Genomic DNA, 13,183 nt, shown 5'->3' on the forward strand with positions numbered 1-13,183 from the left:
GATCTTTGGTATTTCCGGACGGCGTGAGCGCTTGACATCCGTCAGGTGACCAGCTCGGCGACGAAGTCGAAGCTGTCGGCGCGGTAGACGGACACGGTGCGCTCGATGGCGCGCCCGTCGCGGCCGAAGCCCACGCGCTCCACCAGCAGGCCGGCCGAGCCGGGCGCGACGGCCAGCAGCCGGGCCTGCTCCTCGTCCAGCAGCGTGGCGGTGAGGCGCTGCAGCGCCCGCACCGGCCGGCGCCCGAGCGCTTCGAGCGCCTGGTACAGCGAGTCGCCGACGGCGTCCAGCGCCGGCAGCGCGCTGCCCACCACGGTGGCGGTCTCGATGGCCATCGGCCGCCCGTCCGCGCGGCGCAGGCGATGGAAGCGGTAGACCGTGGAGCCCGGGCTCAGCCCCAGCTTGAGCGCCTCGTCGGCGCTGACGACGCCCTCGCTGCGTCGCAGCCATTCGCTGCTGGGCACCAGGCCGCGCGCCCGCATGTCCTCCGAGAACGAGGACAGCTTGCCGAACTGCTTCTCGACGTGGGGCGCGGGCGCGACGAAATTGCCGGCGCCGCGCCGGGAGATCAGCAGGCCGTCCGTCGCCAGCGCGTCCAGCGCCTTGCGCACCGTGATGCGGGAGACGCCGAGGCGGGCGGCGAGCTCCCGTTCCGGCGGCAGCGAGTCGTCCGGCCCGAGGACGCCCGCGCCGATGGCCTGGCGCAGCGCCCGCTCCAGCTGCACGTACAGGGGAAGGCTGCCCGAGGGGTCGAGCTTGGGGAGGTGGGAGATCAGCGGGGCCACGACGGCGGGGGAGGAGGGCGGCGCCGGAAAGGTATCACGATTGGTTATGCATTGGTACTATTCTGGCGACCATTGAAGGAGGCTGGCATGCCGTTGAACGCTCCCGGGCCCGCGAGCCCGCGGGACCTGCTCGGGCTGTGGCGCAGCAATGCGGCGCCATGGGTCGATGCCGTGCGCGGGCGCCGCATCGAGAGCCGCCGCGTGGCCACCGATGCCGCCGTCGTGCAGGCGGTGCTGGCCGCCGCGCCGCGCCGCGTGCTCGACGTGGGCTGCGGCGAAGGCTGGCTCAGCCGCTGCCTGGCCGCGCAGGGGGTGGCGGTGCTGGGCGTCGACGCCATCCCGGCGCTGGTGGAAAGCGCCCGTGCCGCCAGCGGGGCGGACGGCGCCCGGTTCGCCACCGCCCGCTTCGACCAGCTCGACGATGCCGCCTACGCGGGCTTCGACCTCTGGGTCTGCAACTTCAGCCTCTTCCATCCCGACGACGCGCTGCACCTGCTGCGGGCGGCCGCGGCCCGGCTGGCGCCGCGCGGCAGGCTGGTGATCCAGACCCTGCACGCCAACGCGGCCCAGGCCGATGCCGACGGCTGGCAGCCCGGCAGCTGGGGGCCTTGCGGCGGCGACTTCGCCGAGCCCATCCCCTGGTATTTCCGCAGCCTGGCGTCCTGGCGGGCGCTGCTGGCGGCGGCCGGCTTCGGCGCGCCGCAGCTGCGGGAGCCCGCCCACCCCGGGACCGGCGCGGCCCTGTCCTACCTGCTGGTGGCCGCGTGCTTGCGGGTTGACCCTTAGGTGATGCCGCGCGGCCGGCCCGCGTGGCTTGACCGATGCCCGGCGGCGCTGCGTTGCCGACACTGCGCGCACGGCAGCGCATGCCCCTTCGACGTGCGCGCCGACAAACGGAGACAAGCATGTCGAATCTGCGCCGCCACCTCGCGTGGGCGGGTGTCGCCCTCCTGGGCGCCGCGTCCCTGGCCACCGTGGCCCTGAGCCGGGGCGAGACGATCAGCGCGCTGTGGGTCGTGGCCGCCGCGCTGTGCACCTACCTGATCGCCTACCGCTACTACAGCCTGTTCATCGCCGACAAGGTGCTGGGGCTGGACGGCCGGCGCCAGACGCCGGCCTGGAAGTACAACGACGGGCTGGACTACGTGCCGACCAACAAGCATGTGCTGTTCGGCCACCATTTCGCGGCGATCGCCGGCGCCGGCCCGCTGGTGGGCCCGGTGCTCGCGGCGCAGATGGGCTACCTGCCGGGGCTGCTGTGGATCCTGGCCGGCGTGGTGTTCGCCGGCGCGGTGCAGGACTTCATCGTGCTGTTCATCTCCACGCGCCGCGACGGCCGCTCGCTCGGCGACCTCGTCAAGCAGGAGATGGGCACCATCCCGGGCCTGATCGCGCTGTTCGGCGCGTTCATGATCATGATCATCATCCTGGCGGTGCTGGCGCTGATCGTCGTGAAGGCGCTGGCGGACTCGCCCTGGGGCCTGTTCACCGTGGCGGCGACCATCCCGGTGGCGCTGTTCATGGGCGTGTACCTGCGCTTCATCCGCCCGGGCCGCATCGGCGAGGTGTCGGTGATCGGCTTCGCGCTGCTGATGGCGGCGATCTTCGGCGGCCAGTGGGTCAGCGAGCACCCGACGCTGTCGCACCTGTTCACGCTGGCGCCGACGACGCTGGTCTGGCTGCTGATCGGCTACGGCTTCGTCGCCGCGTGCATCCCGGTGTGGCTGCTGCTGGCGCCGCGCGACTACCTCAGCACCTTCCTGAAGATCGGCACCATCGTCGCGCTGGCCATCGGCATCGTCGTCGTCGCGCCGCCGCTGAAGATGCCGGCGCTGACGCAGTTCGCCGCCGGCAACGGCCCGGTCTGGGCGGGCAACCTGTTCCCCTTCCTGTTCATCACCATCGCCTGCGGCGCGGTGTCGGGCTTCCATGCGCTGATCTCGTCGGGCACGTCGCCGAAGCTGCTGGAGAACGAGACCCACGCCCGCTACATCGGTTACGGCGGCATGCTGGCCGAGAGCTTCGTCGCGGTGATGGCGCTGGTCGCGGCCTCGTGCATCGAGCCGGGCGTGTACTTCGCGATGAACAGCCCGGCCGCCGTGGTCGGCAAGGACGCGGCGAGCGTCGCGCAGACGCTGTCCACCTGGGGCTTCGTCATCACGCCCGAGATGCTGACGCAGGCCGCGTCGGACGTGGGCGAGAAGACCATCCTGGCCCGCGCCGGCGGCGCGCCGACGCTGGCCGTCGGCATGGCCGAGATCCTGCACCAGGTGGTGGGCGGCAAGGCCATGATGGCCTTCTGGTACCACTTCGCCATCCTGTTCGAGGCGCTGTTCATCCTGACCGCGGTGGACGCCGGCACCCGCGCCGGCCGCTTCATGCTGCAGGACCTGCTGGGCAGCTTCGTGCCGTCGCTGAAGCGCACCGAGAGCTGGGTGGCCAACCTGATCGCCACCGGCCTGTGCGTGGCGGCCTGGGGCTATTTCCTGTACCAGGGCGTCGTCGATCCGCTGGGCGGCATCAACACGCTGTGGCCGCTGTTCGGCATCGCCAACCAGATGCTGGCCGCCGTCGCGCTGCTGCTGGGCACGGTCGTCATCTTCAAGATGAAGAAGGACCGCTACGCCTGGGTGACGGCGCTGCCCGCCGCCTGGCTGCTGGTCTGCACGATGAGCGCGGGCTGGCTGAAGATCTTCTCCAGCGACCCCAAGCTCGGCTTCCTGGCCCATGCCGACAAGTACGCCGACGCGATCGCGCGCGGCGAGGTGCTGGCGCCCGCGAAGTCGCTGGCGGCGATGGGGCGCGTGGTGTTCAACGACCGGCTGGACGCCGCGCTGTGCGCGCTGTTCATGGGCGTGGTGATCAGCGTGCTGGTCTACAGCGTCAAGTCCGTGCTGGCGGCGCGCCGCAGCGGCCGCCCGACGGTGCAGGAAACCGCCTTCGTGGCGCTGCCGGCGGGCCAGCATGCGTGAGCGCCTGGGCGGCCTGGCCCGCGACGCCGCCCTCGCCGGGCGCTATCTGACGCAGAGCCTGCGCCTGATGGTGGGCGTGCCGGACTACGGCGGCTACCTGGCCCACCACCGCGCGACCCACCCGGACCGCGAGCCCATGAGCTACGAGGAATTCTTCAGGGAGCGGCAGGCCGCGCGCTACAGCGCGCGCGTCGGCAAGTGCTGCTGAGCCGCCTTTACAGCGTCGCGCTGCGCTTCCTCGCCATCGGCGGGTTCTTCGCAAAATACCTGGCGATGCCGCCGGCCAGCGCGTCCACCAGCTGGTCCTGGTAGCCGGGGTCGGCGAGCTTCTTCTCCTCCTCGGGGTTGGAGATGAAGGCGGTCTCGACCAGGATGCTGGGAATGTCCGGCGCCTTCAGCACCGCGAAGCCGGCCTGCTCGACGCGCGGCTTGTGCAGGCGGCCCACGCGGCCGATCTGGCCCAGCACCTCGCCGCCCAGCCTCAGGCTGTCCTTGATCTGCGCGGTGGTGCTCATGTCGAGCAGCGCGCGCAGCACGTGCGCGTCCCGGGTGGCCGCGCCGACGTTGACGCCGCCGACCAGGTCGGCCGCGTTCTCCTTGTTGGCCATCCAGCGCGCGGCGGCGCTGGTGGCGGCGCCGTCGCTGAGCGCGAACACCGAGGCGCCGCGCGCCTGGCGGTTGATGAAGGCGTCGGCGTGGATGGACACGAACAGGTCGGCCTGCACGCGCCGCGCCTTGCGCACGCGGTCCTGCAGCGGCACGAAGAAGTCGGCGTCGCGCGTCATCAGCACGCGGATGTTGGGGTTGGCCTGCAGCCGGTCGCGCAGCTTCAGGCCCACGGCCAGCACCACGTCCTTTTCCTTCAGCCCCGAGGGGCCGACGGCGCCGGGGTCCTCGCCGCCGTGGCCGGGGTCCAGCGCGACGATGATGAGGCGGTCCACCTTGGCCGCCGCCGCCGTCTTCGTCGCCGCCGTGGGCGGGGGAGGGGGCACAGGGGCGGGCTTGGGCGCTGCGGCCGCCACCGGCGGCGAAGCAGGCGGCGCGGTCGGTACAGCCGGTGCGGCCGGCCCGGGCGGGCGCTCGATCTTCTGGATCAGCTCCTCCAGCGCGTCGTTGACGGCGCTGGCCGCGGCCTCGGCGCGGCGCGCGGGCGGGTCGTGCTGCTGCACCAGCGCCACCAGCGGATCGGCCGCCACGCGCGGGTGCAGGTCCAGCACCAGCCGGTGCCGGTAGCTGGCCACCGGCGCCAGCGTGAACACCTGCGGCGCGGCGGGCTGCTTCAGGTCCAGCACGATGCGCACGACGGTGGGCGTGTTCTGGCCCACGCGCACGCCGGCGATGTAGGGGTCGTCGGCCTTCACCTTGCCGATCAGCTCGCGCAGGCCGGGGCTGAGCTGCAGGCCGTCGATGTCGATGACCAGCCGGTGCGGCGAGTCGACGAGGAAGTGCCGGGCCGCCAGCGGCTGGTCGGACTCGAGGGTGACCCGTGTGTAGTCGGCTGCGGGCCAGACGCGCACGGCGACGATGCGGGCCTGGCCGGGCGACGCGGGCAGGGCCAGCGTGGCGGGCGCCTGCAGCAGCAGCGCGAGCGCGCCGAGCGAGCTGCGGCGCCTCATGCCAGCGCTGCCACCAGGTCGGCGCGGCCGCTCGCGCGCACGTGGCGGCCGTCGCCGGGCGCCAGCTCGATGAACAGCTGCAGGTCGGGCGGCGGCAACTGGCCGGCGGCCTTCTCGGGCCATTCGCAGAGCTTCAGGCCGGGGGCGGCGAACACGTCGCGGAAGCCCGCGTCCTCCCACTCGCGTGGGTCGCCGAAGCGGTAGAAGTCGAAGTGGCTGGCGCTGCCGCCGCCGGGGAGTTCGTAGGGCTCCATCACCGCGTAGCTCGGGCTCTTGATGCGGCCCTGCACGCCGAGGGCGCGCAGCAGCAGGCGCACGAAGGTGGTCTTGCCGGCGCCCAGCGGGCCGTGCAGTTCGATGACGGCGTCGGGGGCGGGGCGCAGCGCGGACGACAGGCGCTCGGCGGTCGCGCCGGCCGCTGCCTCGTCGGGCCAGCAGAGTCGGGTTTCTAAAATCGGAGGCAAATGCAAGAGGTCCCGTTCACTGTCGATGCCGCCGCGCTGCTGGAGCGCCTGCGCGGCTGGGCGCGCGAGCTGGGATTCTCACAGATCGCCGTGGCCGACGTGGACCTGCGCGGCGCCGAGCCCGGCCTGCAGGCCTGGCTGGACGCGGGCCACCACGGCCGCATGCACTACATGGCCGCGCACGGCCTGAAGCGCGCGCGGCCGGCGGAGCTGGTGCCGGGCACGCTGCGCGTGGTGACGGCACGCATGGACTACCTGCCCCGGAACACGCCGGCCGGCGGCGCCGGGCCCGGCTGGCAGGCCGTCGAATGGGCCGGCCTGGCCCGGCCGGAGCAGGCGCAGATCTCGCTCTATGCGCGCGGCCGGGACTATCACAAGGTGCTGCGCTCGCGCCTGCAGAAGCTCGCCGAGCGGCTGGAGGCCGAGGTGGGCCCGTTCGGCCACCGCGTGTTCACCGACTCGGCGCCGGTGCTGGAGGTGGAACTGGCGACGCGCGCCGGCCTGGGCTGGCGCGGCAAGCACACGCTGGCGCTGCACCGCGACGCGGGCTCGATGTTCTTCCTCGGCGAGCTGTTCGTCGACCTGCCGCTGCCGCTCACCGAGCCCGTCAGCGCGCACTGCGGTGAATGCCGCGCCTGCCTGGACGTGTGCCCCACGGCGGCCATCACGGCGCCGTACCGCGTCGACGCGCGGCGCTGCATTTCCTACCTGACCATCGAGCACGACGGCGCCATCCCCGAGGCGCTGCGTCCGGCGCTGGGCAACCGCGTGTACGGCTGCGACGACTGCCAGCTCGCCTGCCCGTGGAACAAGTTCGCCCGGCCGGCGGTGTTGGCGGACTTCGACGCGCGCCCCGGCATGGCGGGCGCGCCGATCGCCGAGCTGCTGGGCTGGGACGAGGCCGAGTTCCTGCGCCGCACCGAGGGCTCGGCGATCCGGCGCATCGGCTTCGCGCGCTGGCAGCGCAACCTGGCGGTGGCGGCCGGCAACGCGCTGCGGGCGCGCGACGACGCGGCGCTGCGCCACGCGCTGCAGCGCGTGGCGGCGCAGGCGGGCGAGCTGGTCGCCGGGCATGCCGCGTGGGCGCTGTCGGCGCCGGGGGCGGCCGGCGCGTTATCGTCGCCGCCGTCCACCGGAGCCCTGCAATGCCCCTGACCCCACGCCGTTCGACCGCCTTCGCCGCCACCGCCGCCATCGCGCTGGCCGCCGCCATGCCCGCCCACGCGGTGCGCTACGAGGGCCAGGAGTTCGCCGACAGCCTGCCGCTGGGCGGCGGCACGCTGGTGCTGAACGGCACCGGCAAGCGCCAGGTGGCCGTCTACCCGCTGTACCTGGCCGCGCTGTACGTGCCGCGCAAGGCCGGCACGCCCGAGGCGCTCTATGCGCAGGCCGGCCCCAAGCGGCTGGAGATGCGCATCGTCATCCCGCTGGTGAAGGACGTGTCCACGCAGGAATTCGTCAAGGCCATCGACAAGGGCGTGAACCGCAACAGCAGCGAGGCCGAGCGGGCCGCGCTGGCCGGGCGCGTCAAGCAGTTCAACGCCGCGATCGCCGCCGTGGGCCGCGTGAAGAAGGGCGACCTGATGACGGTGGACTACCTGCCCGCGCAGGGCGGCACGGTGCTGACCGTGAACGGCAAGGTCTGGGGCCAGCCGGTGCCGGGGCAGGACTTCTACACCGCGTTCCTGAAGGTGTTCCTGGGCGACCGGAACAGCGATGCGCGGCTGCGCGCCGGGCTGCTGGGCCAGCCGGGCTAGCATCGGCCACCTTTCACCCCCCAGGAGACCGACCTCATGCAACGCCGCTCCCTCCTCCAAGCCGCCGCGCTCGCGGGCCTCAGCCCGCTGGCCTGGGCCCAGGGCTACCCGAACAAGCCCGTGCGCCTCATCGTGCCGTTCGCGCCCGGCGGCACGACCGACATCATCGCCCGCATCGTCTCCGAGCGCATGAACGGCATCCTGGGCCAGACCATGGTGGTGGACAACAAGGCCGGCGGTGGCGGCACGGTGGGCGCCATGGAGATCGTGCGCGCGGCGCCGGACGGCTACACGCTGGGCGTGGCCACCGTCTCGACCACGGCGACCAACCCGGCCATCAACCGCAAGATCAGCTACAACCCGCTGACCGACTTCACGCCCATCATCAACATCGCGGCCACGCCCAACGTCATCGCGGTGCATCCCAGCTTTCCCGCGCGCGACTACAAGTCTTTCGTGGCCGAGCTGAAGCGGAACCCGGCCAAGTACAGCTTCGCCACGTCCGGCACCGGCGGCATCGGCCACCTGCAGATGGAGCTGTACAAGACGCTGGCCGGCGTGTTCGTGCTGCACATCCCCTACCGTGGCGCCGGCCCGGCGCTGAACGACACGGTGGCCGGCCAGGTGCCGATGATCTTCGACAACCTGCCCTCGGCGCTGCCCTTCATCAAGGACGGCCGCCTGGTGCCCATCGTCGTCGCCGCGCCGCAGCGCCTGGCCGCTCTGCCCAACGTGCCCACCTTCAAGGAGGTGGGGCTGGAGCCCGTCAACCGCATGGCCTACTACGGCATCCAGGGCCCCAAGGGCTTGCCCCGGGAGGTCATCGACAAGGTCCATGCGGCGATGAAGAAGGCCGTGGAGATCCCCGACGTCAGGAAGCGCATCGAGGACACCGGCTCGCTGATCGTGGCCAACACACCCGAGCAGTTCGCCGCGCAGATCGCGGCCGAGTTCGATGTCTACAAGAAGGTCGTGGTGCAGCAGAAGCTCAAACTTGATTGAATTGACGCCCCTCGTCCAAGGCGTACCTTGGCCGGTCCCCCGAGGGGACGGCGATGCTTGCGGCATTGAGCGGCAAGCACATCGCCAGGACGGGCCGGCTTGGGAACTGGAATCGGACACAAGCAGTCCCTGCGGACTGCTTGTGCCTATGGAAGGCCATGGGCCTCTGGCCCATGGCAGGCCCGGCGCTCGGCCCGAAATTCGAACGCCTGATGGTCGTTGACCCCGGCATCGAAGCCTTCATCGAGGCGCTCTGGCTGGAAGACGGCCTGAGCGCCAACACCCAGGCCGCCTACCGGCGCGACCTGGCCGCGCTGGCCGCCTGGCTGGCGCCCACGCCGCTGGACGGCTGCACCGAGACGCGGCTGCTGGAATACGCCGTCGCCCGGCCGGCGGCCAAGGCCAGCAGCGCGAACCGGCGGCTGTCGGTGTTCAAGCGCTATTTCCGCTGGGCGCTGCGCGAGGGCCGCATCGCGGCCGACCCGACGCTCAAGCTCACCGCCGCCAGGCAGCCCATGCGCGTGCCCAAGCTGCTCAGCGAGGCCCAGGTGTCGGCGCTGCTCGCGGCGCCGGACGTGGGCACGCCGCTGGGCCTGCGCGACCGTGCGATGCTGGAGCTGATGTACGCCAGCGGCCTGCGCGTCAGCGAGCTGGTGACGCTGAAGAGCGCCCATGTGGTGTTCAAGGACGCCGTGCTGCACGTCACCGGCAAGGGCGGCAAGAGCCGGCTCGTGCCCTTCGGCGAGCATGCGCGCGACTGGATGGCGCGCTACCTGCGCGAGGCCCGCGCCGGGATCCTGGCCGGGCAGGGCAGCGACGACCTGTTCGTCACCGCGCGCGGCGCCGGCATGACGCGGCAGATGTTCTGGACGCTGGTCAAGCGCTACGCGCTGATGGCCGGCATCACCGCGCCGCTGTCGCCGCACACGCTGCGCCACGCCTTCGCCACCCACCTGCTCAACCACGGCGCGGACCTGCGCGCGGTGCAACTGCTGCTGGGGCACGCGGACCTGTCCACCACGCAGATCTACACCCACGTGGCGCGCGAGCGGCTGAAGGCACTGCACGCGCAGCACCATCCGCGCGGGTGAGCGCCCGGCGCCGCTGCGATGGGCGTCACCGACAATCCACGCCCATGGACCACAGTTTTCTCTCCGCCCTGATCCTGCTGCTGCTGGTGCTCGACCCGCTCGGCAGTCTGCCCATCTTCATTCCCATCATGCGGTCGGTGCCCAAGGAGCGCCGCACGCGCGTGGCGGTGCGCGAGGTGGGCATCGCCTTCTGCGTGCTGTTCGCCTTCATGTTCGTGGGCGAGGGCTTTCTGCGGGTGATGCACCTGTCCGAGCGCTCGCTGGAGGTGGCCGGCGGCGTGATCCTGATCATCATCGCGATGCGCATGATCTTCGGCGGCTCGGGCGACTCGGCCTACGGGCTGGAGGCGGGCAAGGAGCCGCTGATCTTCCCGCTCGCGGTGCCGCTGTTGGCCGGGCCGTCGGCGATGGCGACCGTGCTGCTGCTGGCCTCGCGCCAGCCGGACCGCATCTACGAATGGATAGGCGCGCTCAGCGTGGCGATGCTGGTGTCGGGCCTGACGCTGGTGCTGGCCGACCGCATCCGCAAGCTGCTGGGCGACTCGGTGGTCTCGGCGATCGAGAAGCTGATGGGCCTGGTGCTCACCGCGATCGCGGTCGAGATGGTGCTGGCCGGCTTGAAGCGCTACTTCATCGGCGGCCTGTGAGGCCGGCCCGCAAGGGGCTCACTTGTTCTTCTTGGCTTCCTTGCCCTTGGGGATCACCGAGGTCATCGGCGCCACCGGCCGGTCGGAGCCGGCCGTCTTGGCGGGGCCGGTGTCCTTCTTGGGCTTCTTCGCCATCTTGTTGCTGCGCTGTTCGGTGTTGGCCATGGATCCTCCGTGCAAGGCATGAAAAAGAAGAAGGCCGGACTATGCCTCAGCGCGCCGGGCCGAAGGCTAGCGCCGCGGCCGCGGCGTCGCTGAGCGCGGCCTCCTGTGGCGCGTCCGCGCCCACGGGCATGCCGGCCGCAGCGGCAAAGGCGGCGCGGACGGACGTGAACAGCGGCCCCCGCGTCTCGCCGCGCCGCAGCACCTGGGCGTCGGCCCAGGCCTGCAGGCGGCGGGCGTCGTCGTGGCGGCCCTGGTGCCAGGCGGCCCAGGGCAGGGCGTCGGCCATCCACCACAGCATGCCTTCGGCCTGCAGCAGCGCGGCGGCGTCCCGGCCGGCCTGCAGCGCGTCGGCGTCGGCGCTGCGCCGCAGTTGCACGCTGGCGTGCACGGCCAGCAGCGGCACCTGCTCGCGCTGCATGTCGCGGGCCCAGACTTCGGCGGCGGCGGCGGCGAGCACCTGGCAGGCTTCGTCCAGACGGCCCAGTTGCACGAGGGCCTGGCCCAGCGCGTTGGCCACCGGCCAGCACTCGAACTCCGCGCCCTCGGCCTGGCAGCCGGCCAGCAGCGCGGCGCAGGCGCCGCGGTAGCCCTCCAGGTCGCCCCGGTCGCGCAGCACATAGGCCTGCAGCTGGAGCAGCAGGCGGCGGGCGACGATGTTCCAGCCGGGCTCCAGCTGCCGGGCCATGTCGGCGAGCAGTTCGCTCACGTCGTCCGGCGAGGCCAGCCGCATCAGCAGCCGGCGCTCGGCGTGGCGCGACTGGTACAGCCGCCGCCGGTCGCCGCGCTCGCGCAGCAGGGGTTGGGCCAGGCGCAGCAGTTCCAGCGCCCGCTGCGGCGGGCCCAGCTGGCTGTAGGCGCAGAACAGGCCCCGCGCATGGGCCAGCAGCAGCGCGGTGTCGCCGGCCTCGGGCGCGACCGCCTCGGCGGCCTCGAACCAGCGCTGCCCCTCGACGCGCAGCCCGCCCAGCGCCCAGAACTGGCCGCTCGCGCACAGCAGGCGCAGCGCGTCCTCGCGCACGCCGGGCGGCGCGTCGGTGGCCAGGCCGAAGTGCAGCGCGGCGCGCAGATTGCCCTGCTCCTCGCGCAGCGGCGGCAGCCAGCGGTGCTGCGGCGTGTGCAGTTCCTCGGCGTCGGCCTGCTCGAAGCGCAGCCGCAACCCGCGCAGGTGCGCCGCGCGTGCGGCGGGCTCGCCGCCGGCCTCGGCCAGGCGCTCCAGCGCGTAGCGGCGCACGCTGTTGAAGAAGAACAGGCGCGGCCCCTCCGGCGTGGCCTCGGGTACCAGCAGCGAGCGCTCCACCAGCGCGCCGACCATGTCCAGCGGCAACTCGTCCAGCTCCGGCAGTTGCGCCAGTTGCGCCTCGGCGGCTTGCGGCGTCACGCTGCCGGCGAACACGCTCAGCCATTGCAGCGCGCGCTGTTCGGCCAGGGGCAGCAGGCCATAGGTCCAGTCCAGCGCGGCGGTCAGCGAGCGCTGGCGGGCGGCGGCGTCGCGGGCGCCGCGCGTCAGCAGCGCGAAGCGCTGGCTCAAGCGCGTGCGCACGCCGGCCGTGCCCAGCAGCGGCACGCGCGCCGCCGCCAGTTCCAGCGCCAGCGGCACGCCGTCCAGGCTGCGGCAGATGGCGGCGATGTCGGCGTGCTCGGCCGGCGTCGGCTCGTAGCCGGGCTGCCACTGGCGCACCCGGGCGCAGAACAGCCGGGCGGCCGCGTAGCCCTCGGGCGGCGGCGCGGTGTCGGTCACGTCCTGCGGCAGCGCCAGCGGCGCGAGCGGCAGCACCTGCTCACTGCCCACGCGCAGCGGCAGCTGGCTGGTGGCCAGCACCGTCAGGCGGGGCGCGGCAGCCAGCAGGGGGGCCAGCAGCGCGGCCACGCCGTCCACCAGGTGCTCCGCGTTGTCCAGCACCAGCAGCAGGTCCAGCGGCGCCAGCGCCTGGGCCAGCGCCGCCGCGTCGCCGCCGGCCCGCGCGCCCAGGTGCAGGGCCTGCGCGATGCCGGGCACCAGCAGGCCCGCGTCCGCCAGCGCTTCCAGCCGCACCAGCCAGACGCCGTCCGGCCACGCGCCGCCCTGGCGCTGCGCGGCGTCCACCGCCGCCAGCGCCAGCCGCGTCTTGCCGACGCCGCCCAGGCCGCACAGCGTGACGAGGCGGCAGGTCGCCAGCAACGCCATCAGCTGCTGCAGGTCGCGCTCGCGGCCGATCAGCGCCGGCTGCGGCGTGGCGGTCGCTTGTGTGGGGGCCGGTGGCGCGGCGGCAGGCGGCGGCTGCCGTGGCCGCACCTCGGCCAGGAAGCGGTAGCCGCGCCGCGCCACCGTCTCCACGTAGCGCGGCGCCCGGGCGTCGTCGCCCAGCGCGCTGCGCAGCGCGTTGACGGCCACCTTCAGCACCGACTCGGTCACGTGCCGGTGGCCCCAGACGCCGTCCAGCACCTCGTCCTTGCCGATGAGCTGCCCCGGCCGCGCCGCCAGCAGCGCCAGCACCGCCAGCGGCCGCCCGGCCAGCGCCACCGGCTCGTCGTCGCGCGTCAACCGGGCCTGGCCGTAGTCCAGCACGAAGGGGCCGAAAGCCACCGGGCCGGGCGGTGCGAGCGGGGCGGCGGCGGTGTCGGGGGCGTTCACGGCGGCGGATTCTGCCGGGTGGTGCCGGGGCCTGAGCCCAGGGCTGACCCGCAGACGCGGAGCAGGTCTAACC

13 protein-coding genes are annotated in these 13,183 nt (G+C 73.1%); 8 read left to right on the forward strand and 5 right to left on the reverse strand.

The window, feature by feature from the left end:
• Positions 1-41 precede the first annotated feature (41 nt).
• The gene (locus QM788_RS14085; RefSeq protein ID WP_415662093.1) at positions 42-785 is read right to left on the reverse strand and encodes a GntR family transcriptional regulator; all 744 of its coding nucleotides are present in this window, start codon (positions 783-785) and stop codon (positions 42-44) included.
• A gap of 87 nt (positions 786-872) precedes the next feature.
• Between QM788_RS14085 and QM788_RS14090 the strand changes: the two genes are divergently transcribed.
• From QM788_RS14090 to QM788_RS14100, 3 genes are all read left to right on the forward strand, one after another.
• Entirely contained in the window at positions 873-1,571 is a 699-nt protein-coding gene (locus QM788_RS14090) for a class I SAM-dependent methyltransferase (protein WP_415662094.1), read from the forward strand.
• A gap of 119 nt (positions 1,572-1,690) precedes the next feature.
• A complete protein-coding gene (locus QM788_RS14095) occupies positions 1,691-3,757 on the forward strand; it encodes a carbon starvation CstA family protein (RefSeq protein ID WP_415662095.1) in 2,067 nt (688 codons plus the stop codon).
• The gene (locus tag QM788_RS14100; protein WP_415662096.1) at positions 3,750-3,965 is read left to right on the forward strand and encodes a YbdD/YjiX family protein; all 216 of its coding nucleotides are present in this window, start codon (positions 3,750-3,752) and stop codon (positions 3,963-3,965) included. The genes QM788_RS14095 and QM788_RS14100 overlap by 8 nt, the downstream gene beginning before the upstream one ends.
• A 7-nt stretch (positions 3,966-3,972) precedes the next feature.
• Here the strand turns inward: QM788_RS14100 and QM788_RS14105 are convergent, their stop codons facing one another.
• Both QM788_RS14105 and tsaE read right to left on the reverse strand, forming a co-directional pair.
• The gene (locus QM788_RS14105) at positions 3,973-5,373 is read right to left on the reverse strand and encodes an N-acetylmuramoyl-L-alanine amidase (RefSeq protein WP_415662097.1); all 1,401 of its coding nucleotides are present in this window, start codon (positions 5,371-5,373) and stop codon (positions 3,973-3,975) included.
• Positions 5,370-5,843 carry a tRNA (adenosine(37)-N6)-threonylcarbamoyltransferase complex ATPase subunit type 1 TsaE gene (tsaE, locus tag QM788_RS14110; protein WP_415662098.1) on the reverse strand — a complete coding sequence of 158 codons (474 nt, stop codon included), beginning with the start codon at positions 5,841-5,843 and terminating at the stop codon, positions 5,370-5,372. The genes QM788_RS14105 and tsaE overlap by 4 nt, the downstream gene beginning before the upstream one ends.
• Here tsaE and queG point away from each other — a divergent pair.
• The 5 genes from queG (at position 5,838) to QM788_RS14135 (ending at position 10,334) form a co-directional block, all read left to right on the forward strand.
• The gene (gene queG, locus QM788_RS14115; protein WP_415662099.1) at positions 5,838-6,992 is read left to right on the forward strand and encodes a tRNA epoxyqueuosine(34) reductase QueG; all 1,155 of its coding nucleotides are present in this window, start codon (positions 5,838-5,840) and stop codon (positions 6,990-6,992) included. The genes tsaE and queG overlap by 6 nt on opposite strands.
• Positions 6,983-7,594, forward strand: coding sequence for a chalcone isomerase family protein (locus tag QM788_RS14120; RefSeq protein WP_415662100.1), 612 nt, complete (start codon positions 6,983-6,985; stop codon positions 7,592-7,594). The genes queG and QM788_RS14120 overlap by 10 nt, the downstream gene beginning before the upstream one ends.
• A gap of 36 nt (positions 7,595-7,630) precedes the next feature.
• On the forward strand, positions 7,631-8,596 hold the full coding sequence (locus QM788_RS14125) for a tripartite tricarboxylate transporter substrate binding protein BugE (RefSeq protein WP_415662101.1): 966 nt from the start codon (positions 7,631-7,633) through the stop codon (positions 8,594-8,596).
• Positions 8,597-8,808: 212 nt separating this feature from the next.
• Positions 8,809-9,687: a site-specific tyrosine recombinase XerD gene (gene xerD, locus QM788_RS14130; RefSeq protein ID WP_415662102.1), complete on the forward strand. Its 879-nt coding sequence runs from the start codon at positions 8,809-8,811 to the stop codon at positions 9,685-9,687.
• A 44-nt stretch (positions 9,688-9,731) separates the two neighbouring features.
• Entirely contained in the window at positions 9,732-10,334 is a 603-nt protein-coding gene (locus QM788_RS14135) for a MarC family protein (protein ID WP_415662103.1), read from the forward strand.
• A gap of 18 nt (positions 10,335-10,352) precedes the next feature.
• Here the strand turns inward: QM788_RS14135 and QM788_RS14140 are convergent, their stop codons facing one another.
• The gene (locus QM788_RS14140; protein WP_415662104.1) at positions 10,353-10,499 is read right to left on the reverse strand and encodes a hypothetical protein; all 147 of its coding nucleotides are present in this window, start codon (positions 10,497-10,499) and stop codon (positions 10,353-10,355) included.
• A gap of 46 nt (positions 10,500-10,545) precedes the next feature.
• Positions 10,546-13,110 carry an ATP-binding protein gene (locus tag QM788_RS14145; RefSeq protein WP_415662105.1) on the reverse strand — a complete coding sequence of 855 codons (2,565 nt, stop codon included), beginning with the start codon at positions 13,108-13,110 and terminating at the stop codon, positions 10,546-10,548.
• Positions 13,111-13,183: the final 73 nt, after the last annotated feature.

Source organism: Roseateles sp., assembly GCF_047654785.1.
Lineage (GTDB): Bacteria > Pseudomonadota > Gammaproteobacteria > Burkholderiales > Burkholderiaceae_C > Pelomonas.

Excerpts from the sequence above, each read along its gene's own strand:
- QM788_RS14125 (WP_415662101.1), top strand. The coding sequence starts at position 7,631 with ATGCAACGCCGCTCCCTCCTCCAAGCCGCCGCGCTCGCGGGCCTCAGC.
- xerD (WP_415662102.1), top strand. The coding sequence starts at position 8,809 with ATGGTCGTTGACCCCGGCATCGAAGCCTTCATCGAGGCGCTCTGGCTG.
- queG (WP_415662099.1), top strand. The coding sequence starts at position 5,838 with ATGCAAGAGGTCCCGTTCACTGTCGATGCCGCCGCGCTGCTGGAGCGC.
- QM788_RS14090 (WP_415662094.1), top strand. The coding sequence starts at position 873 with ATGCCGTTGAACGCTCCCGGGCCCGCGAGCCCGCGGGACCTGCTCGGG.
- QM788_RS14105 (WP_415662097.1), bottom strand. The coding sequence starts at position 5,373 with ATGAGGCGCCGCAGCTCGCTCGGCGCGCTCGCGCTGCTGCTGCAGGCG.
- QM788_RS14100 (WP_415662096.1), top strand. The coding sequence starts at position 3,750 with ATGCGTGAGCGCCTGGGCGGCCTGGCCCGCGACGCCGCCCTCGCCGGG.
- QM788_RS14135 (WP_415662103.1), top strand. The coding sequence starts at position 9,732 with ATGGACCACAGTTTTCTCTCCGCCCTGATCCTGCTGCTGCTGGTGCTC.
- QM788_RS14120 (WP_415662100.1), top strand. The coding sequence starts at position 6,983 with ATGCCCCTGACCCCACGCCGTTCGACCGCCTTCGCCGCCACCGCCGCC.
- QM788_RS14140 (WP_415662104.1), bottom strand. The coding sequence starts at position 10,499 with ATGGCCAACACCGAACAGCGCAGCAACAAGATGGCGAAGAAGCCCAAG.
- QM788_RS14095 (WP_415662095.1), top strand. The coding sequence starts at position 1,691 with ATGTCGAATCTGCGCCGCCACCTCGCGTGGGCGGGTGTCGCCCTCCTG.